The organism is Enterovibrio coralii (assembly GCF_001559595.1).
Classification (GTDB): domain Bacteria; phylum Pseudomonadota; class Gammaproteobacteria; order Enterobacterales; family Vibrionaceae; genus Enterovibrio; species Enterovibrio coralii.
In genome coordinates this window covers 185,654-208,620 of record NZ_LNTY01000060.1, presented here as the reverse complement: position 1 = coordinate 208,620, position 22,967 = coordinate 185,654, and the positions used below count along the sequence as shown (strand labels likewise).

The window sequence follows — 22,967 nt, the reverse complement described above, 5'->3', positions numbered from 1 at the left end:
TCAAATGCTAGCTATACAAACTTTAAAGCGGCCCCAAGTATTCATGCGGATCTTCGGGGCCGCTTTTTCTGGTGCACTCGCCACTCTGGCCTTCGCGCCTTATTCATTCTGGCCAGCTATGCTGGTTGCCTTGGTTTCACTCTTATTGCTCATTCACGGGCAATCGCCTAAGCGCGCGGCCTTTATCGGTTTTGGCTGGGGTCTGGGTCAATTTGGCACAGGCGTTGGCTGGGTATACGTGGTTATCGAGAAATTCGGCGGCCTACCCACCGCTGTCGGCTTGATACTCATTGCCTTATTGGTGATTTACCTCGCCCTTTACCCTGCGCTGTTCTCGTTCATTCTACGACGCGTCAGTCTGCCATTACCGCTCTCATACCTCTTGTTCGCGCCTTCGCTATGGTTGCTGATTGATTGGTTCCGAGGATGGTTCTTAACAGGCTTCCCGTGGCTGTGGCCGGGTTACAGCCAAATTGATGGCCCTCTGGCTTCGTTTGCGCCAATGTTCGGTGTACAAGGCATTACGCTGGCTCTGCTTATCATTGCAGGTTCTGTGGCTATCACAGTGCTGACGCGAAAAGTGTCTGCGCTTGCTCCTGCTCTTGTGGTTGCTCTTGTCGGCACCCTTTCCAGCCAGATTAACTGGGTGCAGGAAACGGGCAAAGATGTTGATGTGGCCATGGTACAAGGCAATGTCCCGCAAGAGCTGAAATGGTTACCAAGCCAACGCTGGCCGACCCTTTTAAGCTATCAAGACATGACGCGCCAGAACTGGGATGCCGATATCGTGATTTGGCCTGAAGCGGCTATTCCTGCGCTTGAGCGTGACTTACCTGATTTTCTAGCAAGGCTAGATGCGGCGGCAATCAACAACCACACCGCGTTGATTACTGGCGTACTCGACCAAACGCCTGACGGACGTTTCTTCAACAACGTCATCACCTTGGGCGAGAATGGCGAAAACGGCTACACCTACCCTGCTAAGCAAAGCTACAGCAAGCATCACCTGTTGGTGTTTGGTGAGTTTGTGCCGTTTGAAGACTTGCTGCGTCCGTTGGCACCGCTGTTCAACTTGCCGATGTCATCGTTCAGCCGCGGTACGTACACGCAGCCAAACATCAATGCCAAAGGCTACCAACTCGCACCTGCGATTTGCTACGAGATTGCATTCAACGACCAAGTACGTCAAAGCCTGACGCCAGATTCAGATTTCATTCTGACGCTGTCGAATGACACTTGGTTTGGCCGTTCAATTGGTCCGCATCAGCATTTGGAAATTGCCCGCATGCGTGCGCTCGAAAACGGTAAGCCTGTGCTGCGCGCCACCAACACGGGTCTGACTGCGGCTATTGGCTATCACGGTGAGCTGATCAAGCAAATCCCACAGTTCGAAACCGAAGTGTTGAGAGCCAAAGTGCCCACCACAACCGGCCAAACGCCATACACCCAATTCGGTGATTTGCCGCTGTATGGTTGGATTTTGTTGTCGCTGGGTGCAGCGTTTTGGATGGGACGAAGACAAAAAGCCACAAGTGTCTAGTTTGTCGCAAAACTAAGAGAGAACATTACGCCTCTCTTCAAGTCTAATTCAGGCAGAGTGCTTACAATACCACTCTGCCTGTTTTCTTTTGTGAGGGAGTCACTTATGGGTGTCGTTGCGCGTTTATCTCTTGGGCTTCTGTTTGCCCTTTCCACCGTCTTCGTCAAACCGGCGTTTGCCGAATCTGATGCAGAGCTGTTCGCAGACACTCGAGCGGCACTCGCGAATTTCCACCGTTTTGAATCCGTCCAACCGTTTTTCAAAGATGCCTACGGCTATGCCGTATTCCCGTCTGTCGGCAAAGGTGGATTTTGGATTGGTGGCGCGTACGGCAACGGCGTCGTGTATGAGCGTAACAACACGGTCGCGAAAGCAGAGTTGGTGCAAGTGTCAGTGGGCTTTACCTTTGGCGGACAGGCTTTCAGTGAGATTCTCTTCTTCGAAGACAAAGAAACCTTCGACAAGTTTATGTCGGGCAGTTTTGAATTAGGCGCGCAAGCATCGGCGACCGCACTCACCGAGGGAGCAGCCGCGCATGTGGGCACCACGGGCACCTCTGCAAGCGCAGGCGATACGCAGTCCAAAGCCTATTACATCAACGGCATTGCCATCTTCACCCAAGCCAAAGGCGGCTTGATGATTGAAGCCGCGATTGCGGGGCAAAAGTTCAATATCCAGTCGCTGAAGTAAGTCTGACTTATTCAGCACAAAGGGCGCACCGTGCGCCCTTTTTTATGTCTATCAAGCAGGAAACGCTTTTCGACTGAACTCTTTGTTGCCGCATTTGATGCAAGGCGTCAGCACGTCAACGTGCGTGTGCTCGGTTTGATTGCCGCACTTCTCACAAATCAGAATGCCCAAGCCCACCACTTCACCCGCGGTATACACGCCGTGATGCTGAATATCTTGCAGCACTTCACGCCATTCCAGCTGGGTCTTGTCAGTGATCTCAGCAAGCTGCTCCCAAAGCGTATTCGCAATCAGGCTTTTAAACAGCTCACTGTCTTCTTTTTCGGCTTCTGACTCGTTGTACCTTGCGCCAAATTCCTGAACGTCGCGTTTAAAGTAAGCTTCTATCAAAGCAAGCTCATCTTTGGTCATATCTGAAGCCGCTGTGAAATAGCGTTCGGACAGTTCAATCCAACGCTGTAGCTCCTCTGGACTGTGCTTTAAAGCGTCACCAATACGCTCAGCGAGCACTTTATATTCCGCTTTTTGCTCTGACATAGGCCACCTCTGCATTCAAGTGTTGTTGCGCCTTCTACCTTTAGTTATTCTATGTCGATTATTTTGGTTCATTTTATACCTATCTCACAATTTCCCGGATGTCATCGATGCAAGAACAATACCGTCCACAGGACATAGAGCCCAAAGTTCAGGCTGAATGGGACAACAACAAGACCTTCGTAGTTACTGAAGATCCAAACAAAGAGAAATTCTACTGCCTATCCATGTTCCCGTACCCAAGCGGTCGCCTACACATGGGTCACGTGCGTAACTACACCATCGGTGATGTGATCTCTCGCTACCAACGCCTGCAAGGAAGAACGTGATGCAACCAATCGGTTGGGATGCATTCGGCCTGCCAGCAGAAAACGCAGCAGTTAAGAACAAAACTGCACCTGCGCCTTGGACTTACGAGAACATCGAATACATGAAGAACCAGCTGAAACTGCTGGGCTTCGGCTATGACTGGGATCGTGAATTCGCAACCTGTACACCAGAATACTACCGCTGGGAACAAGAGTTCTTCACCAAGCTGTACAACAAAGGCCTGGTTTACAAGAAGACCTCTTCTGTTAACTGGTGTCCAAACGACCAAACCGTTCTGGCGAACGAGCAAGTTGAAGACGGCTGCTGCTGGCGTTGTGACACGCCTGTAGAGCAAAAAGAAATTCCACAGTGGTTCATCAAAATCACTGCGTACGCACAAGAGCTTCTGGATGACCTGGAGACTCTGGATGGTTGGCCTGAGCAGGTTAAAACCATGCAGCGTAACTGGATTGGCCGCTCTGAAGGTGTTGAACTGAAATTCCAAGTGGCTGGCGAAAGCGATCTGGAAGTGTACACCACCCGTCCTGACACCCTGATGGGCGTGACGTACGTGGGTATTGCAGCAGGTCACCCTCTGGCGACCAAAGCCGCAGAGAACAACCCAGAGCTGGCAGCATTCATCGAAGAATGTAAAAACACCAAGGTTGCTGAAGCTGAGCTGGCGACTATGGAGAAGAAGGGCATGGATACTGGCCTGAAGGCTGTCCATCCTCTGAACGGCCGCGAAGTGCCAATCTTCATCGCGAACTTTGTTCTGATGGATTACGGTACAGGTGCGGTAATGGCGGTACCAGGTCACGATCAACGTGACTACGAGTTCGCAACCAAATACGGCCTGAACATTGAGCCTGTCATCCTGGCTGAAGACGGCAACGCACCAGACATCTCTGAAGCAGCACACACTGAGAAAGGTGTTCTGTTCAACTCAGGTGAATTCGACGGTCTGACGTTCGAACAAGCATTCGACGCGATTGCAGCGAAGCTGGAATCAGAAGGCAAAGGCCACAAGACTGTTAACTTCCGTCTGCGCGACTGGGGTGTTTCACGTCAACGTTACTGGGGCGCACCAATCCCAATGGTAACCACTGAAGACGGCGAAGTGCATCCAGTTCCTGCTGACCAACTGCCAGTGCTTCTGCCAGAAGACGTGGTAATGGACGGCGTAACTAGCCCAATCAAAGCAGACAAGACGTGGGCAGAAACCACGTTCAACGGCCAACCTGCGCTGCGCGAAACCGATACCTTCGACACCTTCATGGAGTCTAGCTGGTACTACGCACGCTACTGTTCGCCAAAAGCAGACGAAATGCTGGATTCAGAAGCAGCTAACTACTGGCTGCCAGTTGACCAGTACATCGGTGGTATTGAGCACGCGGTAATGCACCTGCTTTACTCTCGCTTCTTCCACAAACTGCTGCGCGATGCAGGCTACGTGAAGTCTGACGAGCCGTTCAAACGTCTGCTGTGCCAAGGCATGGTGCTGGCTGATGCGTACTACTACAACAACGACAAAGGCGCGAAAGTTTGGGTTTCTCCAACTGAAGCAACCGTTGAGCGTGACGAGAAAGGCCGCATCACCACTGCAGTAGATACTGAAGGTAACAACCTTGTTCACTCAGGCATGACCAAAATGTCTAAGTCGAAGAACAACGGTATCGACCCACAAGAAATGGTTGATAAGTACGGTGCTGACACCGTGCGTCTGTTCATGATGTTCGCATCACCAGCAGACATGACCCTTGAGTGGCAAGAGTCTGGCGTTGAAGGTGCTAACCGCTTCCTGAAGCGTGTTTGGAAACTGGTATTCGAACACACTGCGAAAGGCGAAGTAGCAGCACTGGATGCATCGGCACTGACTGCTGATCAGAAGACACTGCGTCGTGAAGTTCACAAGACTATCGCGAAAGTAAGCGATGACATCGGTCGTCGTCAGACCTTCAACACCGCGATCGCTGCGATCATGGAGCTGATGAACCGTCTGACTAAAGCACCTCAGGACACTGACGCAGACCGCGCAATCCTGGACGAGGCTGTGAAAGCGATCGTTGCGATGCTGTACCCAATCACTCCGCACATCAGCACCGAGCTGTGGGCGGCACTGGGTCAAACGGACATCGACAACACTGTATGGCCAGTTGCTGACAAAGACGCAATGGTAGAAGACGAGAAGCTGATCATCGTTCAGGTGAACGGTAAACTTCGCGCGAAAATCACCGTTGCAGCAGACGAAGCTAAAGAATCAGTAGAATCGATGGCGCTGAACGACGAGCACGTTGTTAAGCACACCGAGGGTAAAACCGTACGCAAAGTGATTTACGTACCGGGCAAACTGGTTAATATCGTTGCTAACTAATACAGGGAGTATTCGGTGAAAACGATGTTTCGCTCTCTCCGAACCCTGCTAGTCGTGGTGGCCGCTTTGGCCACCGCGTCTTGCGGATTCCATCTTCGTGGCAGCTACAACCTGCCAGACGAGATTCAAACCCTTTCTGTGACAAGTTTTGACCAATACGGCAAGCTAACAAGGGAAATGAAATCCCAGCTTCGCCAACATGACATCAAGCTTGTATCACCTGCTGCCGCTGTATCGAACCTCAATCTGAATGGGGAAAGCTACGGTGAAAGCACCCTGTCTTTGTACCAAAACAGCCGCGTGGCGGAGAAACAGTTCGCGTATACCGTTAGCTACTCCGTGACCGTGCCGGAAAAAGGCAGCTACAACTTCTCTACCTCTCTTAGCCGCACCTACCTTGATAACCCGCTGACTGCGCTTGCGAAGTCTGTGGAAGAAGAGATGCTGGCGCAAGAGATGCGCGTAGAAGCCACCAAGCAGATCATGCGTCAGCTTGCGCGTCTGAATGCCCATATCGAAGAATATGAGCGCAAAGAAGCGGAAGAAAAAGCACTGCGTGAGCTCTACCAAGGCGTTGACCAGAAGAAGCCTGCGATCACTATCGAAACCCGCTTCGAAGGTAAAGACGAACAACGTGGTAAACCGCTTTCTAGCTACTCCACCAGCGGTGACAGTGCGCAATGAGGGTTTATCCAGAACAACTGACACAGCGTCTTTCGCAAGGCCTGTGTCAGACTTACCTTTTGTTTGGAAACGAACCGCTTCTTAAACAAGAGTCCATCCAAAGCATTTTGGATGAATCCGCCAAACAAGGCTTTGATGAGAAGCACCGCTTCACCATTGACAATCAACTCAACTGGCAAGACGTATACGACTGTTGTCAGGCACTGAGCTTGTTCGCAAGCCGTCAGGTTTTAATTCTGACGTTCCCTGAAAACCCGTTGACGACAACGCAAGCGAATGCGTTAAAAGAACTTGCGCCTTTGCTGCATCAAGACGTGGTCGTGGTGTTTGATGGCCCTCGTCTGAACAAGAAGCAAGAGTCGGCTCAGTGGTTCACTCTGTTTCAGAAAAATGGCTTGTATGTCCCGTGCAACACGCCAGACGGACGCCAACTGCCGCGTTTTATCGAGAATCGCTGCCACAGCTTGAGCTTAAAGCCAGACCATGAATCTGTCATGCTGTTGGCGCAATGGCATGAAGGTAACCTTCTGGCGTTGGCACAAAGCTTGATGAAGCTGCAACTGCTCTACCCAGACGGCGAGCTTACGCTGGTCAGGCTGCAAGATGCCTTATCTCGCAACAACCACTTCACCCCGTTTCAACTTACCGATGCCTTGATTGAAGGCAAAGCCAAGCGCGCTATCCGAATATTGCGTCAGCTTGAAGCTGAGGGCGTGGAAATCACCATTCTGCTGCGCGTCATCCAAAAAGAGCTGGTTCAGCTTTGTAAGATGCAGGAATACGGCGCATCAGGCATGGGGTTGAGCAAAATATTTGACCACTTCCGCGTGTGGCAAAACCGCCGTGCACCACTGACAGCGGCCCTTCACAGACTGCCGCTTCCCGCGTTAATGCAACTGCTGAGAAGTTTGGCGGACATTGAAACCATGGTGAAAACAGACTTTGACAGCAAGCCTTGGCCTGCACTTGCCGAGTTCTGTCTCAACATGTGTGGTCACAGCGTCCAACTTTCTCCTGTCAACTGACTGTCAATTAGACATCGACGTGTTTTATTCAAAGGCGTCGATGTTATAATTTTCCGATCCGTCCAGCAGAACGGATGTTCAATTCCTCAAGGCGTAAAGTCTGAGGACTAGTATCTACAAAGGGGTTAACTTTGCTTCCGGAACAACTTCAACATTTCGTTGTCGATAAAGCTGATGATATGAAAGCGGCTGACATCATTACCATTGATGTTCGCGAGAAAAGTAGCATCACAGACTTCATGGTGCTTTGCACAGGTAATTCAAAACGCCATGTTGCTTCAATTGCCGAACACGTCGCTGATGAAGCGCGTGCTGCTGACATTCTTTTCCTTGGCATGGAAGGCGAGAACGAAGGTGAATGGGTCGTGCTGGATCTGGGTGATGTCATGCTGCACGTGATGCAGGATGAGCAGCGTCAGTTGTACCAGTTAGAAAAACTGTGGAACTGATTAAATGAAGCTCCAGTTAATTGCTGTTGGCACCAAGATGCCAAAATGGGTCGAAGAAGGCTACAAAGAATATAGCCGTCGATTCCCTAAAGATATGCCACTAGAACTGGTGGAAATTACCGCGGGTAAACGCGGTAAGAACGCTGACATTGCGCGCATCCTGCAAAAAGAAGGTGAAGCTATGTTAGCGGCGGTGCCAAAGGGCAACCGTATTGTTACGTTAGATATTCCGGGAAAGCGCTGGGACACTGAACAATTGGCCGAACAGCTGGAAAGCTGGAAATTAGATGGCGTGATGTGTCTATTTTGATTGGTGGTCCAGAAGGATTAGCACCTGCTTGTAAGGCAGCGGCAGATCAAAGCTGGTCTCTGTCTCCTCTTACTCTGCCTCACCCACTGGTGCGTGTCGTGATGGCGGAAAGTCTTTACCGAGCTGGAGTATCACTGCTAATCACCCTTATCACCGAGAATAATTCATGAAGTACAAGCGTAGTCCAATACGCGATCATCAGGCTGAGTCTTCCTTATTTTTCCGCCGGGCCGTCGTGGCTTTCGGCGGTATTGTCGTTCTCGTTGGTATCCTTTTGTTGAACCTGTACACCATTCAGGTAAAAGACCACGACGATTACATTACCCGTTCTAACGACAACCGCATTAAGGTCGTTCCCGTCGCGCCAAACCGCGGTCTTATCTTTGACCGAAACGGCAAGATCTTGGCGGAAAACCGCCCTGTCTACACGTTGGAAATTACCCCCGAGCAGGTCAAAGACATTCCGGGTACCATCGCGCGACTACAAGAAATACTGCCTATCTCGGAACGAGAGCTTAAAAACTTCGAACGTGACAGAAAGCGCACCCGTCGCTTCAATGCGGTGGCGCTGAAAAACCAGCTGACCGAAGAAGAGGTCGCGGTCTTTTCTGCTAACCAATACAAATTCCCTGGCGTTGAAATTAAAGGCTACCTGAAGCGTTACTACCCTTACGGGGATGCGCTGACCCACGTATTAGGTTACGTGGCCAAAATCAACGACAAAGACATTGCGCGCCTCGAACGCGAAGAGGTGATCAGCAACTATAAAGCCACACGAGACATCGGTAAGCTGGGTATCGAGCGCTTCTACGAGAACGTGCTTCACGGCACCGCTGGCTATCAAGAAGTTGAAGTAAACAGCCGTGGCCGCGTGATCCGCACATTGAAGTATGTGCCGCCAGAGCCGGGTAAAGACTTGGTCCTGAATATCGACGTGGATCTGCAGCTTTACATCCGTTCGATCCTTGGCGATCGCCGAGCCGCCGTTGTGGTACTGGATCCGAAAGACTCGTCCGTGTTGGCGATGGTATCTACACCAAGCTATGACCCGAACCTGTTCGTTAACGGCATTTCAGGCAAAGATTACCGCGCCTTGCTGAACGACAAGAACCGCCCACTGGTTAACCGTGCAACGCTGGGTATCTACCCACCCGCATCGACAATCAAACCTTTCATTGCTGTGGCTGCGCTGGAAGAGAAAATCATTACGCCGAAAACAACGCGAAATGACCCGGGTTACTGGCGTTTGCCGAATTCCAAGTCGCGTCCTTTCCGTGACTGGTTGCCGTGGGGTCACGGTCGCGTGAACATCGTGCAGTCCATTGAAGAGTCGGTCGATACCTTCTTCTATCAAATTGCGTATGACATGGGCATCGACAAGCTGTCTAGTTGGATGAGCAAGTTCGGTTTCGGTGACTTTACTGGCATAGATATCTACGAAGAAAGCAAAGCCAACATGCCAACCCGCGAATGGAAAATGGGGCGCTATCGCCAGCTTGGTACAAAGGTGACACCATTCCAGTCGGCATCGGTCAGGGCTATTGGACAGCAACGCCAATGCAAATCGCGAAAGCAACGGCGGTACTGGTCAATCACGGTAAAGTCTATCCGCCACACCTTCTCAAGCAAACAGAGAAGGAAGGAGTGAAAGAGCCTGTGCAGTTGTCACCGTATCCACCGATTGAAAATGTCGATGAGAAATATTGGGACATGGCATTGGAAGGCATGCGTTTGGTTGCCCACGGTAAAAAAGGACGGCACGTCGCCACTTCGCTGACGCCAAATACGTCACTGGTGGTAAGTCAGGTACCGCGCAGGTGTTCGGTTTGGGTGAAGACGAAGAGTACAACGCCGATGAAGTTGCCGAGCACTTACGAGACCATGCGCTGTACACCGGCTTCGCACCGTTTGATGACCCGCAAGTCGTGGTCTCCATGGTGCTGGAAAATGCCGGTGGTGGTTCCAGTAACGGTGCCCCAATCGCACGTCGTATCTTCGACCACATGCTACTAGGCAAAGAAAAAACCAGCGGAGAAAAAGTCCAATGAGTATTCTTGCGTCCTCGGGCCAAAGAAAAACACTGTTTGAACGTTTACACCTCGATGCACCGCTTCTACTCGGTATTATGGCGTTAATGGGATTCGGTCTTCTGGTCATGTGGAGCGCAAGTGGGCAAAACGTGGCAATGATGGAACGCCAAGTGATCAGGATGGTACTGGCACTTGGTGTGATGTTCGTGCTCGCACAGGTGTCTCCCAGGCATTATGAATTCTGGGCACCTTACCTCTACATCATCGGGCTTTTAATGCTGATCGCCGTCCTCCTCTTTGGGGAGACGGCAAAAGGGGCGCAGCGCTGGCTGCACATCGGACTCTTTACCTTTCAGCCCTCGGAGCTGATAAAACTGGCAGTGCCGCTCATGGTGGCACGCTTTATCGGTAAAGAGCCCCTTCCCCCGCGATTTCGAACCCTCGTTGTCGGCCTCGTCCTGGTTTTCGTCCCCACCATCCTCATTGCAAAACAGCCCGATCTTGGCACCTCCATCCTTATTGCCGCTTCTGGTGTCTTCGTGCTTTTCCTCTCTGGCATCAGCTGGAAAATCATTATCGGTGCGGTCAGTTTGCTCGCCTCTTTCGTGCCTGTGCTGTGGTTTTTCCTCATGCACGAGTACCAACGCATCCGCGTAAGAACACTTTTTAATCCAGAGTCTGACCCGCTTGGTGCGGGCTATCACATTATCCAATCTAAGATTGCCATAGGATCTGGTGGTATTTCAGGCAAAGGTTGGTTACATGGCACGCAGTCTCAACTCGAGTTCTTGCCAGAGCGCCATACCGACTTTATCTTTGCGGTGATCGCAGAAGAATGGGGCATGATTGGCGTAGCTTGCTTGCTCACGCTATACCTTTTCGTTATCGGTCGAGGACTGCTGCTGGCAAGCCGTGCCCAGACAGCTTTTGGACGCATGATGGCAGGAAGTATCGTACTGAGCTTCTTCGTCTATGTGTTTGTAAACATCGGTATGGTTAGCGGCATATTGCCAGTGGTGGGCGTTCCACTCCCACTCGTCAGTTATGGTGGCACCTCCATGGTGACCCTCATGGCGGGTTTCGGCATTTTAATGTCCATCCATACCCACAGAAAAATGCTCTCGAAGGCGTTGTAATGAAAAAATACTTAGTCATGTCTGTACTGGTTTTAGCCGGGTGCGCGTCCACAGAAAACGACGGTCGCTATGCGCTAGCAGAAGACACTGCACCAGAGGTGGTACCGACACTTCAGCATGTTGAAGATGCCGAGCCTCGCTACGAGCCATACAGCCGCGCCGGAAATAAAGATTACACCGTTCGCGGTGAGCAATACCACGTGATGCAAAACCCAGAGTCCTACTCTGAAACTGGCATTGCGTCTTGGTATGGCAAGAAGTTCCACGGCCACAAAACGTCGAACGGCGAGATTTACGACATGTACTCCATGTCTGCCGCCCACAAGACCTTGCCATTGCCGAGCTATGTGGAAGTGGAAAACACCGCTAACGGTAAAAAAGCCATTGTGCGCGTCAACGACCGTGGTCCTTTCCACGAAGGGCGCATCATAGACTTGAGCTATGCCGCAGCTTCCAAATTGGATGTGCTGACAACGGGAACGGCTCCCGTTAAAGTGACGCTGCTAAAAGTGGACAAGCCCGCCGACGATACGGAATGGCAAGGGGCACGTTTGAATCGCTACTTCGTTCAACTGGTCGCGATCTCAGACAAAGAAAAAGCACAACGCGCTGCAGAAGCCTTCGGCAAGCAATTGGATCAGCCGACGGATATTTTGCAGGCAGGAAACGTATACCGCGTTCGCCTTGGGCCTTTCTACGACTACGATAAGACGCAGAATGCCGCCATGCGAGCACGTGAACACCAAATTAACGAAGCTTTTGTCGTTGTTGAACCGATAACTAATGAACCGACACCCGATTTAAATGTCAGTAATTAGTAAGTTGTAGTAACCCTGTCTGACACTGTGCCTGCCTATCTGATATAGTGTGGGCTGTTTTGACTAGAGAAATACCGAGTAAGTACCTAAATCTATGAAAAAATCACCCTCATTGTTGCGCTCTTTAGTCTTATCGACCGCTCTTGTTTCTTCTGCGTCCGTTTTCGCTGCGCCAACCGTTGTTCCTGATGCCCCACAAATCGCGGCAAAAGGCTACGTTCTGATGGATTACAACTCAGGCAAAGTGCTGGCAGAACATAACGCACACGAGCGTCTGAACCCTGCGAGTCTGACCAAAATGATGACCAGCTACGTCATCGGTCAGGAAATCGAACGCGGCAACATCAGCCTTGATGATGAAGTGGTGATCAGCAAAAACGCGTGGGCGAAGAACTTCCCAGGCAGCTCGAAGATGTTCATTGAAGTCGGTACCACAGTTACCGTTGATGAACTGAACCACGGCATCATCATCCAATCAGGTAACGACGCGTGTGTGGCGATGGCTGAACACATTGCGGGCTCTGAAGACTCTTTCGTTGACCTAATGAACGGTTGGGCGAAAACGCTGGGCATGAAAGACACACACTTCATGAACGCACACGGTCTGGACCACGATAACCTGTACTCAACGCCTTACGACATGGCGCTACTGGGTCAGGCACTGATCCGCGATGTTCCTGAGGAATACCGCATTTACAGCGACAAGCAATACACCTACAACGGTATCACCCAGTACAACCGTAACGGTCTACTGTGGGACAAGAGCATGAACGTTGACGGTATCAAAACCGGTCACACCGACAAAGCAGGCTACAGCCTAGTAAGCTCGGCGACCGAAGGCAAAATGCGCCTGATTGCCGTAGTAATGGGTACCAACAGTGCCAACGCACGTAAAGCCGAAAGCAAGAAACTGCTGAACTACGGCTTCCGTTTCTTCGAAACCGTTGAACCACACAAAGCAAACGAAACCTTCGTGACTGAAAAAGTGTGGATGGGTGACACAGACCAAGTGGCACTGGGTGTAACTGAAGACACTTACGTCACGCTGCCACGCGGCAAAGCGAAAGATCTGGAAGCAAGCTTCGTTCTGGAGAAAACGCTGGAAGCACCAATCGCGAAAGGTGACGTGGTCGGTAAACTTTACTACCAAGTTGACGGCGAAGACGTTGCTGAATACCCACTGGTTGCACTGAACGATGTACAAGAAGGTGGCCTATTCAGCCGCTTGATGGACTACATCGTTATGTTCTTCAAGAACTTGTTCTAAGCGTTAACGCGAAGATTTTAAGGGCAGTGACTTCACTGCCCTTTTTATTTGCCACTTTTGCCCCCATATTCTCTTGAACGGAAGAAATGCGTCATCTTGTTTTCTTTTAACAGGACGATTACTATTCTCCCCCAATTATATTCGTGATCGAAATCTCAGTTCCTGCATCAGCCAAAACGCGGTCAGGAGCTCGTACAGACAAGTATTCGACCGCGTCATACGCTGTCGATTGTGGAGTTATACATGCAAGAAGAACCAAAACTGAGAGACCTACTGGAGTTCCCGTGTAAGTTCACTTACAAAGTGATGGGCTATGCGAAGCCAGAGCTGCCAGATCTGGTTTTGGAAGTGATCCAACGTCACGCACCAGGCGATTACAGCCCAAGCGTTAAGCCAAGTGGCAAAGGCACGTATCACGCGGTATCAGTAACGATTACAGCCACCTCTATCGAACAAGTTGAAACGCTGTACAAAGAACTGGCTGACATCGAAATCGTACGCATGGTTCTGTGATCAGCCCACGCTGATAGCACAATATCCTTACTGACGGCGGCTGTTAATTCAGCCGCTGCTCATTATAATATCGAATCGATATTCCGAATTTTCGTCATCTTCTTACCGCAATTCCGTCGGATTTCGGGTGAAGTTCTCAATCTGGCAGGTGTACTTTGCAGCAAAATCGTCTCATCATCAGACAGCTTGGTTTGCGCCCTTACGAGCCAACATTCCAAGCCATGCATACTTTCACTGACGAACGCGACAGTGATACGCTGGATGAAATATGGCTGGTCGAGCACGAGCCGGTGTTTACACAGGGTCAGGCAGGCAAAGCAGAACATTTGCTAGCAACCGGTGATATTCCGGTTGTACAGAGTGACCGCGGCGGTCAAGTGACTTACCACGGTCCGGGTCAGCAGGTAGCCTATGTCCTGATTGATCTGAAACGTAAGAAGATGGGCGTACGTGAACTGGTCACCCATATCGAGAACATCGTGATCGATACACTGGCTCACTACGGTATTGAATCCAGTGCACGTCCCGACGCACCGGGCGTATACGTGGGTGACAATAAAATCTGCTCGCTGGGTCTTCGGATCCGTCGAGGCTGTTCGTTCCACGGATTGGCGCTAAACGTCAATATGGACTTGTCCCCATTCCTGCGCATTAACCCGTGTGGTTACGCTGGCATGGCGATGACACAAACCGTCGATTTAGGGGGGCCGGCATCACTGGCTGAGCTTTACCCTGTGTTAGTTGATAAACTGACTTCTCACCTCGGTTATGATGAGGTGGAGTCCCTAACAGAAAGCAACGAATTATGAGCAAACCGATCCAGATGGAACGCGGCGTTAAGTACCGCGATGCAGACAAAATGGCGCTCATCCCGGTCAAAAACATGCCGACCGAGCAAAAAGAGATGCTGCGCAAGCCTGAGTGGATGAAGATCAAACTTCCATCAGACAGTAAACGTATTCAAGACATCAAGTCTGCGCTACGTAAAAACAATCTGCACTCGGTGTGCGAAGAGGCGTCTTGCCCTAACTTGGCAGAATGTTTCAACCACGGCACCGCGACCTTCATGATTCTGGGTGCGATTTGTACCCGTCGTTGCCCATTCTGCGACGTTGCACATGGCCGTCCAAACCAGCCGGATGAGAATGAGCCAGCGAAACTGGCAAAAACCATCAGCGACATGAATCTGAGGTACGTCGTTGTGACCTCGGTAGACCGTGATGACCTGCGTGACGGTGGTGCGAAGCACTTTGCGGACTGTACCCGTGAAATCCGTGCGCTGAACCCAGAAATCCGCATCGAAACACTGGTGCCTGACTTCCGTGGCCGTATGGACACTGCGCTTGAGCTGCTGAAAGACAACCCGCCAGACGTGTTCAACCACAATCTGGAAACCGCACCTCGCCTTTACCGTAAAGCGCGTCCGGGTGCGAACTACAAATGGTCTCTGGAGCTGCTGAAGAAATTCGGTGAAATGCACCCTAACGTCCCAACCAAATCAGGTTTGATGATGGGTCTGGGCGAAACCAAAGAAGAGATCATTGAAGTACTGAAAGACCTACGTGCACACGGCGTGACCATGCTGACTTTAGGTCAGTACTTGGCACCAAGCGTCATCACCTTCCTGTAGAGCGCTACGTGCCGCCTGAAGAGTTTGACGAACTGCGTGACATCGCGTTGGAACTGGGCTTTACTCACGCTGCCTGTGGTCCTTTCGTGCGTTCTTCTTACCATGCAGACCTGCAAGCGCAGGGCGTGGAAATCAAGTAAGCACTAACGCGAATCCAAATACGAAAACGCCGAGCACTGCTCGGCGTTTTTTGTTTCGCATTGTTAAAGTCTGTTGTAGTCTTCCCTGTATTAGTGGCAATCTAAATTAGATTTTTTCCTGCTTTCATACTTTGCCAGATATTCTAAAAGGGTAAGGTCATTAAGAGAATCATGCGGTCTCTCGTTGCTATATTCCTTCATCCAGTTTTTGGCGATTTCTCTGACTTCGGACAGCACTTTAAATACATGCATGTCGAGAACTTCAGTTCGGGAAGTACGGCTAAAACATCATGTTAATGCTTATATTAGCTTTTATTGCACGTATCACTAAGCTTCTGATCCATGGACCTATCACCGTTTTCACATACATGGACTTCTATTTTGCCATCTGGCGTATTAGGTTTGGCCGTAAATCCCACACTGCGTTTCTTATAAAGAGGCGCTTTATTAAGTACCTCTATAGGGACGTTAACTTCATAACTTCTAGAACCACTCCAATAAGAAGCAGTCCTCTGAGTCAGTAACTCTTGAGTGGTGTAAAAAAGAAGGTATTTCGTTTCGCTTTTCAGTATCAACTCCCCGCTTATACCTTTCCATTGTATCGTTGCATCATTCGTCGAGAAGTCTGTGTATATATCTTTAACTATTTGATTGAAGTTGGAGTCGAGTTGAAGAACGACAGGTGCAAAGTGGCCCCCTGTCAAATCCGTACTTGTTGTATTAACGCTTCTAAATTCAATACTTGAAGCTCCTTCTGGCAATTCCAATGCAAGAACTAGGGAATTATCTCCATTGATATTCACAACCTGTGAATTAAGGTCAATGAGAAACCTCTCCGAGCTCGGGCCACTATTTAGTGGTGTATATTCTATCTCTGAAAAAGAAGTACAGCATGCTTTGGATTCCTTTACTTTTTCAATTAAAGTTTGGCGTTCAGCTAGGTATGCTTCAGGTGAAACTAAGGCACACCCCACTAAAGAAGTACAACAAATAAATATTAGTCCCAATTTTAGGTTCATAACCTTTCTCTAATAATGCTAACAATTTAGTAGCGGGTAATTTTCCCGTTTAATACAAAACCGCGATGCCCAATTGGTCCGTGTACAGTTGCACAAATTTACCATATTTCCCATTAAAATCAGTAAAATAACTTTTGCTGGCTGCGACCTGAAAGAGTGAAATAGGGCGTTCCGAGCTAGACATGTACTGCATTTTTATGCAGTGCTGAATGGATTGGAAACGCTTGGCCTTTTTTAGGACAATTCAAGTACTCCAATATTGGAAATGCCAACTCTCTTTGAAACATGTTTGGCTACGAAGGGCACAAGCCCAACAACAGCAAGCATTCTAATCCCACCACCTATCCCTCAGTCCTTTGAGCCTTCGACTTCACACTCCACATGGATTTCCATTCTGGAAAAGCATACTTCTTGATTGTTCAATAGTGGCAAACCGGATTCGCGCTTAGAATAAACCCAAATTAAAGTAGGGTCTTTTCCATGAGCAAGCATCTGACAGAACTTCAAGAACGTTTCTACCAAATCATCAACAACCCAACCCTGTCGCCAAAGCAGAAAAACCAATGGCTGGCGTTGGAAGCAGAAGCAAGCCTGCCTTACATGGATATCTCTGACGATATCGAGCAGGCGATGAAAGACGGCGTTATCTGTGACATGTTTGAAGGTCACGCACCGTTCAAACCACGCTACGTACTGCCAGATTACGCAAAGTTCCTGTCTCAGGGTTCTGAGTACCTAGAACTGTCTCCAGCAGAGAACCTTGATGATGCGCTGAACATGCTGAACATCATCTACCACCACGTACCGTCAGTGACCAACATTCCGGTTTACGTGGGTCAACTGGATGACGTGCTGATGCCTTACGTGGGCGAGCTGTCAGACGAAGAGATCTACCAAAAAATTAAGCGTTTCTGGATCATGCTGGACCGCACTCTGCCAGACGCATTCATGCACGCAAACATCGGCCCAGCAGACAACATCATTTGTCGCACTATCCTGCGCGTGGATGCTGAGCTGAAGCAAATCGCACCGAACCTGACGTTCATGTACGACCCAGCGGTAACGTCTGACGACCTATTGCGTCAAGCGACTTCAAACATCGTTGAGTGCAGCAAACCGCACATCGCGAACTACCCAATGCACGCTTCGGCATACGGTGACAAGCGTTTCGGTATCGTAAGCTGCTACAACTCGCTGCCACTGGCAGGCGGTTCTAACACCCTAGTGCGTATGAACCTGAAGCATGCTGCTGAGAAAGCGGAAAGTGCTGAAGACTTCCTGAACGCAGTGCTGCCTACCTACAGCAAGCTGATGGTTGAACTGATGGACGTTCGCAGCAGCTTCCTGCACGAGTCTTCAAACTACTTCAAACACTTCCTGGCAACAGAAGGTCTGATTGAAGAAGGTCGTTTCGCGCCTATGTTCGGTATTTACGGCATGGCGGAAGCGGTTAACATCCTGATGGAGAAAGACGGTCAGTCACTGAAGTACGGTCACGACATCGCGGCAAACGAACTGGGCCACGCTATCTCTGCAAAACTGGCAGAGCTGGTTGAAGCAAGCCCTGTGAAGTTCGGCCTGAACGGTAAAGCGGTACTGCACTCACAAGGTGGCATCAGCATCGATAAAGACGTAACGCCGGGCGTTCGTATCCCTTACGGTACTGAACCAGATCCAGTGACTTATGTTCACGCAACCGCTGGTCACCACAAGTACTACACCTCGGGTATCAGTGACATTCTGACCATTGACGAGACGGTAAAATCAAACCCTGAAGCCATGTTCAACCTGTGTAAAGGTGCGATCAACATGGGCTACCGCGAGTTCACCGCGAACGTTGCTTCTAACGATCTGGTGCGCGTAACGGGTTACATGATCAAACTGTCTGATATCGCGAAATACGACGATGAAGGTTCTCGTAAGAACACCACGTGGCTGGGCGCAGAAGCGGCTTGCAACACGGGCATTCTTGACCGCGCACCACGTGTGGTGAGCTTCGAGACCACGCCTGTTTACAAGTAATCGCATACCACCGGAGAATGTCAGTGAAACCGAGTAAGACAAACGCATTGGTCAGCCGTATCCTGACATTCTCTTGTGTAGATGGACCGGGCAACCGCCTGGTCATCTTTTTGCAGGGCTGCAATTTCGACTGCATTACCTGCCACAATCCGCATACCATCAATCACTGCACCGATTGCGGAGATTGTGTAGCACCTTGCCCGGCTGATGCGCTGTCATTCAGTGCTGAAGGCAAAGTGATTTGGGATGCAGCAAAGTGCACACACTGCGATCTTTGCATCGACGTGTGCCCGCACAAATCCAATCCAAAAATTGTCAGCTACAGCTTGGACGACATGCTGGCCTTGGTTCGCCAACACCACTTTTTCCTGAATGGCATTACCGTGTCAGGCGGTGAAGCGACGCTGCAACTGCCATTCATCATCGAGCTGTTCAAAGCCGTAAAAGCCGATCCTGCGTTGTCTCACCTGACATGCTTTATCGACAGCAACGGTTCATTATCTCGCGCAGGTTGGGAGCGTGTTGCCCCTTACCTTGATGGCGCAATGATTGACTTAAAGTCATGGCAATCCGAGACGCACCGCTGGCTCATTGGCCGCGATAAACACCGCGTCATCGACACCATCGACTTGTTGGCTGAGATGGGAAAACTGCACGAAGTGCGTTTGCTTCATATTCCGGGGAAAAGTGACTTGGATACCGAAGTGGATGCCGTCGGCGCATATCTCAATAAACTGCCAGAGTCAGTTCAAATTCGCCTTAATGCGTTTCAACACCATGGCGTAATGGGTCAGGCATTGGAGTGGGAAAAATGCAGTGAAGCGGAAATGGATCGCTTCCACGATTTGCTGTTCGCCCGCATTCAGCGCCCAATGCTGAAACCGACGATTTATACCTAATTCACCGCCTTACTTTGGTTGGCGTTTAGCTCTCGGCGATAAGCTGGCTGTGAAGCCAACGACACGCTGGGTTGTTCAGGCTCACCATGTTCCACACCAAACTGTACGCCACTTGTCCGTAATCGAAGGGCAAAGGTTTTGCGATCAGATCTTTTGCCTGCAAGGCGGTTTCCGCCCAACGTTTGGAGCAGGTGAACAGGTAGTCTGAATGATGACAGGTCAGTGCCGCAGAACCAAAGTCAGCGACCATCAAAGCGATGTTGCGCGCGCCATGGCGTTGTGTCAGCGTCATCTCAAAATAAGGTTCAGCCAAGTCTTTGTCGATCACCCGAATATGGCGACAACTTAGATAGCTTCGATCGTTAAGTCTTGTTGTGCGAGCGGATGATCGGCGCGCATCAGACACACCATTTCATCTTCCATAATGGTCTGCCACACCAAGCTTTTGCTCTGTGTCGGTGGCTGGCTGATGTCGTGCGGCAACAACAAGAAATCCAGCTTACCACTTTGCAGTGCTTCGAAGCTAAACTGCTCTTTGGTGGAGATGTTAAGGCGTGCTTTGTCTGACAACTGCGCTGAAATCCCACATAGCTTTGGCGCAAATAACTCGAACGTGCTTTCTCGCATCGACAGCGACAAGGTGCCTTCATACACCTCTGGCGAGAACTCCCCTTGCTGGAAAATGCCATTGATGTTCGACAACACATTGTGGATCGCAGGGCCGATACTGAGCGCAAATTGCGTCGGCGTTAACTGATTGCCGCGGCGGAAAAAGAGCTCGTCATTGAGCTGCGTTTTTAGCTGGCTTAACGCTTTACTGACACTGGATGGCGTCACACACAAAATATCAGCCGTGGCCGTCACGCTGTGCGTCATTAAAAGCACGTGCATAACGGTGAGGTTTTTCAGGCTGATCCTCGAAAGGGTTGTGTAATCCATGGCAGTTTCAGTAGGTAGCTGGCGATGGCGAGAGATTACCCTCAAACACCCAAAACGGATAGAGGGAAAAAGAAAAAGGCACGCTTTCGCGTGCCTTTCAATATTGATTCGCTGCGCGGGTTAAGCGCGTGGCAGGTAGTCTGCTTTACCGACCCACTTGTAGGTGGTCAGCTCTTCCAAGCCCATAGGACCGCGTGCGTGCAGTTTCTGAGTCGATACCGCAACCTCTGCGCCCAAGCCAAATTGTGCGCCGTCTGTGAAGCGTGTAGACGCATTCACGTATACCGCCGCAGAGCCTGCACCGTTGATGAAGGCTTCTGCCGCCATCAGATCGTTGGTCAGGATCGCATCTGAGTGGCTCGCGTTGTGATCACGCATGTGCTTCAGTGCTGCATGTACGTCAGAGACAATCGACACACCCAGCGTGTAGCTCAGCCATTCGGTATCAAAATCACCTTCGCCCGCTTCGTGCAGATCTGCAACCGCTGACAACAGTGGGTAAGCCGCACTGTCAGCAACGATCTTCAGCTTGTTATCGTTAAGCAGTGGAACCAGCTTTTCAAACAGCTCAGTCGCAACATCTTCATGCACCAGCAAGGTATCCAGCGCGTTACACGCTGACGGACGCTGTGCTTTCGAGTTGATGATCACATCCAGTGAACGATCCAGATCTGCCGTCTTATCAACAAACAAGTGGCTGATACCAAAACCGCCGATGATCACTGGGATGGTGCTGTTCTCTTTACACATTTTGTGCAGACCTGCGCCACCACGTGGGATGATCATGTCGACGTACTCGTCCAGACGCAGCAGTTCACCCACCAGCTCACGGTCTGGTTTCTCGATGTACTGAACAGATGCCGCTGGTAGATCGGCTTTTTCCAGCGCGGTTTGGATCACTTTCACCAACTCAACGTTAGAGAAGAAGGTCTCTTTACCACCACGCAGGATGCTCGCGTTACCGGTTTTCAGGCAGAGCGAGGCAATATCAATGGTCACATTCGGGCGCGCTTCATAAATCACACCAATTACGCCAATGGGCTCGCGACGACGGCTCAATGTCATGCCGTTTTCCAGCACTTTGCAATCAATTTCGCTGCCGACGGGGTCAGACAGAGAAATCACATTGCGAACGTCAGCGGCAATACCCGCCAGAGAGATTCATTCAGAAGCAGACGATCAAGCATCGCGTCGGGCAGACCCGCTGCACGACCTGCGTCGATGTCTTTTGCGTTTGCAGCAAGAATTGTTGCCGCATTTGCTTCTAATTCATCAGCAATCACTGCCAGCGCTTTGTTTTTCTGCGCCGTCGGTGCGGTTGCCAGTGCGTATGCAGCGTCTTTCGCTGCGCGTCCCATTTGTTGCAGACTCATTTCAGCCTCTATTGCTCTTCCATTTAGGCCGCGGCATCCGCCACAGCCTGATTAATCGATTACGACTAAATCGTCGCAGTGCACCGCTACGGCTCCGTGTGCATAACCCAGAATATCTTGAATGTCCTGGCTATGTCGACCCGCGATGGCGCTTAAATCCTTGCTTGAGTAACGACAGATGCCGCGAGCCAGCAGTTTTCCGTCCTTATTACAGATACGTGCAACCGCACCACGGTCGAATTTACCTTCACAGCCGTGATGCCTTTTGACAACAAGCTGCTGTGACGCTCAACCACGGCTTTCGCTGCGCCATCATCAATGATGATGTTACCTGCTGGAGGAGGACCTGCGAGGATCCAGCGCTTGCGGCTTTCCAACGGTGATTCCAATGGCAGGAAGCGTGTACCCGCAGGTTTGCCTTCTACCACATGCTGAATAACTTCAGGGCGGCTACCCGCCGCGATGGTCACTTCGATACCCGAACGACGCGCAACGTCTGCGGCTTGCAGCTTGGTCGCCATACCACCGGTACCTAAACCACTGACGCTGCCGCCTGCCAGTTTGTGCAGGGTTTCGTCGATGGTGTGAACTTCGTGGATGAGTTCCGCTTCAGGGTTGCTGCGCGGATCCGCAGTGAACAGACCTGGTTGATCGGTCAACAGCAGCAGTTTGTCTGCTTCTGCCAAAATCGCGACCAGTGCTGACAGGTTGTCGTTATCGCCCACTTTGATCTCAGCGGTTGCAACGGCATCATTCTCGTTCACAACAGGAACGATGTTGTTGTCGAGCAGTGCTTGCAGCATATCGCGTGCGTTCAGGTAACGCTCACGATCGTCCAAATCTGCGCGTGTCAGCAGCATTTGGCCGATATTGATGCCATAGATAGCAAACAGGCTTTCCCACGTTTGAATGATGCGTGACTGCCCTACCGCTGCCAGCATTTGCTTGTTGGCGATAGTGCTTGCCAGTTGTGGGTGATTAAGGTGTTCACGCCCCGCTGCAATCGCACCCGAGGTAACGATAACAACATGGTGACCTTCACGGATCAGCATGGCGCACTGGCGAACCAGCTCAACCATGTGTGCACGATCCAGTTTCTTAGAACCGCCGGTAAGTACGCTGGTACCCAGCTTTACAACGATGGTCTGACGATCTGATTGACCGCCAGACGTTTTAACAGATGAATTGTTTTCTTGGCCTGACATGACATTGATAACAAATAAAGCAAATGAGCTCTTCTTTTATCAATCTCAGCCCAAGATAACA

14 protein-coding genes and 8 pseudogenes are annotated in these 22,967 nt (G+C 50.5%); 16 read left to right on the top strand and 6 right to left on the bottom strand.

Annotation, left to right across the window (positions count from 1 at the left end):
• Positions 1–4 precede the first annotated feature (4 nt).
• Positions 5–1,540: an apolipoprotein N-acyltransferase gene (lnt, locus tag ATN88_RS24570; protein ID WP_067420086.1), complete on the top strand. Its 1,536-nt coding sequence runs from the start codon at positions 5–7 to the stop codon at positions 1,538–1,540.
• 105 nt (positions 1,541–1,645) lie between these two features.
• Positions 1,646–2,230 (top strand): lipid-binding SYLF domain-containing protein, encoded by a 585-nt coding sequence (locus tag ATN88_RS24565; protein WP_067420085.1) that lies wholly within the window; start codon positions 1,646–1,648, stop codon positions 2,228–2,230.
• 51 nt (positions 2,231–2,281) lie between these two features.
• Here the strand turns inward: ATN88_RS24565 and ATN88_RS24560 are convergent, their stop codons facing one another.
• Positions 2,282–2,767 (bottom strand): zinc ribbon-containing protein, encoded by a 486-nt coding sequence (locus ATN88_RS24560; RefSeq protein ID WP_067420084.1) that lies wholly within the window; start codon positions 2,765–2,767, stop codon positions 2,282–2,284.
• Positions 2,768–2,874: 107 nt separating this feature from the next.
• Between ATN88_RS24560 and leuS the strand changes: the two are divergent.
• From leuS to lipA, 12 genes and pseudogenes are all read left to right on the top strand, one after another.
• Positions 2,875–5,447, top strand: a pseudogene (leuS, locus tag ATN88_RS24555) (leucine--tRNA ligase).
• A gap of 15 nt (positions 5,448–5,462) precedes the next feature.
• Positions 5,463–6,131, top strand: a complete 669-nt coding sequence (locus ATN88_RS24550) for an LPS-assembly lipoprotein LptE (protein ID WP_067420083.1) — start codon at positions 5,463–5,465, stop codon at positions 6,129–6,131.
• Positions 6,128–7,156 (top strand): DNA polymerase III subunit delta, encoded by a 1,029-nt coding sequence (gene holA / locus ATN88_RS24545; protein WP_067420082.1) that lies wholly within the window; start codon positions 6,128–6,130, stop codon positions 7,154–7,156. The genes ATN88_RS24550 and holA overlap by 4 nt, the downstream gene beginning before the upstream one ends.
• Before the next feature lie 131 nt (positions 7,157–7,287).
• Positions 7,288–7,605, top strand: a complete 318-nt coding sequence (gene rsfS / locus ATN88_RS24540) for a ribosome silencing factor (RefSeq protein WP_067420081.1) — start codon at positions 7,288–7,290, stop codon at positions 7,603–7,605.
• Positions 7,606–7,609: 4 nt separating this feature from the next.
• Positions 7,610–8,078 (top strand): annotated as a pseudogene (rlmH, locus tag ATN88_RS24535) (23S rRNA (pseudouridine(1915)-N(3))-methyltransferase RlmH).
• 3 nt (positions 8,079–8,081) lie between these two features.
• Positions 8,082–9,963 (top strand): annotated as a pseudogene (mrdA, locus tag ATN88_RS24530) (penicillin-binding protein 2).
• Entirely contained in the window at positions 9,960–11,081 is a 1,122-nt protein-coding gene (rodA, locus tag ATN88_RS24525; protein WP_067420080.1) for a rod shape-determining protein RodA, read from the top strand. The pseudogene mrdA and the gene rodA overlap by 4 nt, the downstream one beginning before the upstream one ends.
• A complete protein-coding gene (locus ATN88_RS24520; RefSeq protein WP_067420079.1) occupies positions 11,081–11,899 on the top strand; it encodes a septal ring lytic transglycosylase RlpA family protein in 819 nt (272 codons plus the stop codon). Before rodA ends, ATN88_RS24520 begins: the two co-directional genes overlap by 1 nt.
• Before the next feature lie 94 nt (positions 11,900–11,993).
• Positions 11,994–13,166, top strand: a complete 1,173-nt coding sequence (locus ATN88_RS24515) for a serine hydrolase (RefSeq protein ID WP_067420078.1) — start codon at positions 11,994–11,996, stop codon at positions 13,164–13,166.
• A gap of 243 nt (positions 13,167–13,409) precedes the next feature.
• Positions 13,410–13,679: a DUF493 family protein YbeD gene (ybeD, locus tag ATN88_RS24510; protein WP_067420077.1), complete on the top strand. Its 270-nt coding sequence runs from the start codon at positions 13,410–13,412 to the stop codon at positions 13,677–13,679.
• 155 nt (positions 13,680–13,834) lie between these two features.
• Positions 13,835–14,488, top strand: a complete 654-nt coding sequence (gene lipB, locus ATN88_RS24505; RefSeq protein ID WP_067420076.1) for a lipoyl(octanoyl) transferase LipB — start codon at positions 13,835–13,837, stop codon at positions 14,486–14,488.
• Positions 14,485–15,449 (top strand): annotated as a pseudogene (gene lipA, locus ATN88_RS24500) (lipoyl synthase). Before lipB ends, lipA begins: the two are co-directional and overlap by 4 nt.
• Positions 15,450–15,539: 90 nt before the next feature.
• On the opposite strand, the pseudogene ATN88_RS25725 reads toward lipA, so the two are convergent.
• Together ATN88_RS25725 and ATN88_RS24495 are read right to left on the bottom strand one after the other, a co-directional pair.
• Positions 15,540–15,734, bottom strand: a pseudogene (locus tag ATN88_RS25725) (integrase core domain-containing protein); the annotation flags it as partial.
• Positions 15,735–15,754: 20 nt separating this feature from the next.
• On the bottom strand, positions 15,755–16,468 hold the full coding sequence (locus ATN88_RS24495; RefSeq protein ID WP_067420075.1) for a MalM family protein: 714 nt from the start codon (positions 16,466–16,468) through the stop codon (positions 15,755–15,757).
• A 480-nt stretch (positions 16,469–16,948) separates the two neighbouring features.
• Between ATN88_RS24495 and ATN88_RS24490 the strand changes: the two genes are divergently transcribed.
• A complete protein-coding gene (locus ATN88_RS24490) occupies positions 16,949–18,490 on the top strand; it encodes a YjjI family glycine radical enzyme (protein WP_067420074.1) in 1,542 nt (513 codons plus the stop codon).
• 17 nt (positions 18,491–18,507) lie between these two features.
• On the top strand, positions 18,508–19,389 hold the full coding sequence (locus tag ATN88_RS24485) for a YjjW family glycine radical enzyme activase (RefSeq protein WP_067420073.1): 882 nt from the start codon (positions 18,508–18,510) through the stop codon (positions 19,387–19,389).
• Positions 19,390–19,414: 25 nt separating this feature from the next.
• Here the strand turns inward: ATN88_RS24485 and ATN88_RS24480 are convergent.
• The 3 pseudogenes from ATN88_RS24480 to proB form a co-directional block, all read right to left on the bottom strand.
• Positions 19,415–20,328: pseudogene (locus ATN88_RS24480) on the bottom strand (LysR family transcriptional regulator).
• Positions 20,329–20,448: 120 nt separating this feature from the next.
• A pseudogene (locus ATN88_RS24475) lies at positions 20,449–21,701 on the bottom strand (glutamate-5-semialdehyde dehydrogenase).
• A 51-nt stretch (positions 21,702–21,752) separates the two neighbouring features.
• Positions 21,753–22,906, bottom strand: a pseudogene (gene proB / locus ATN88_RS24470) (glutamate 5-kinase).
• Between the last annotated feature and the right edge of the window lie 61 nt (positions 22,907–22,967).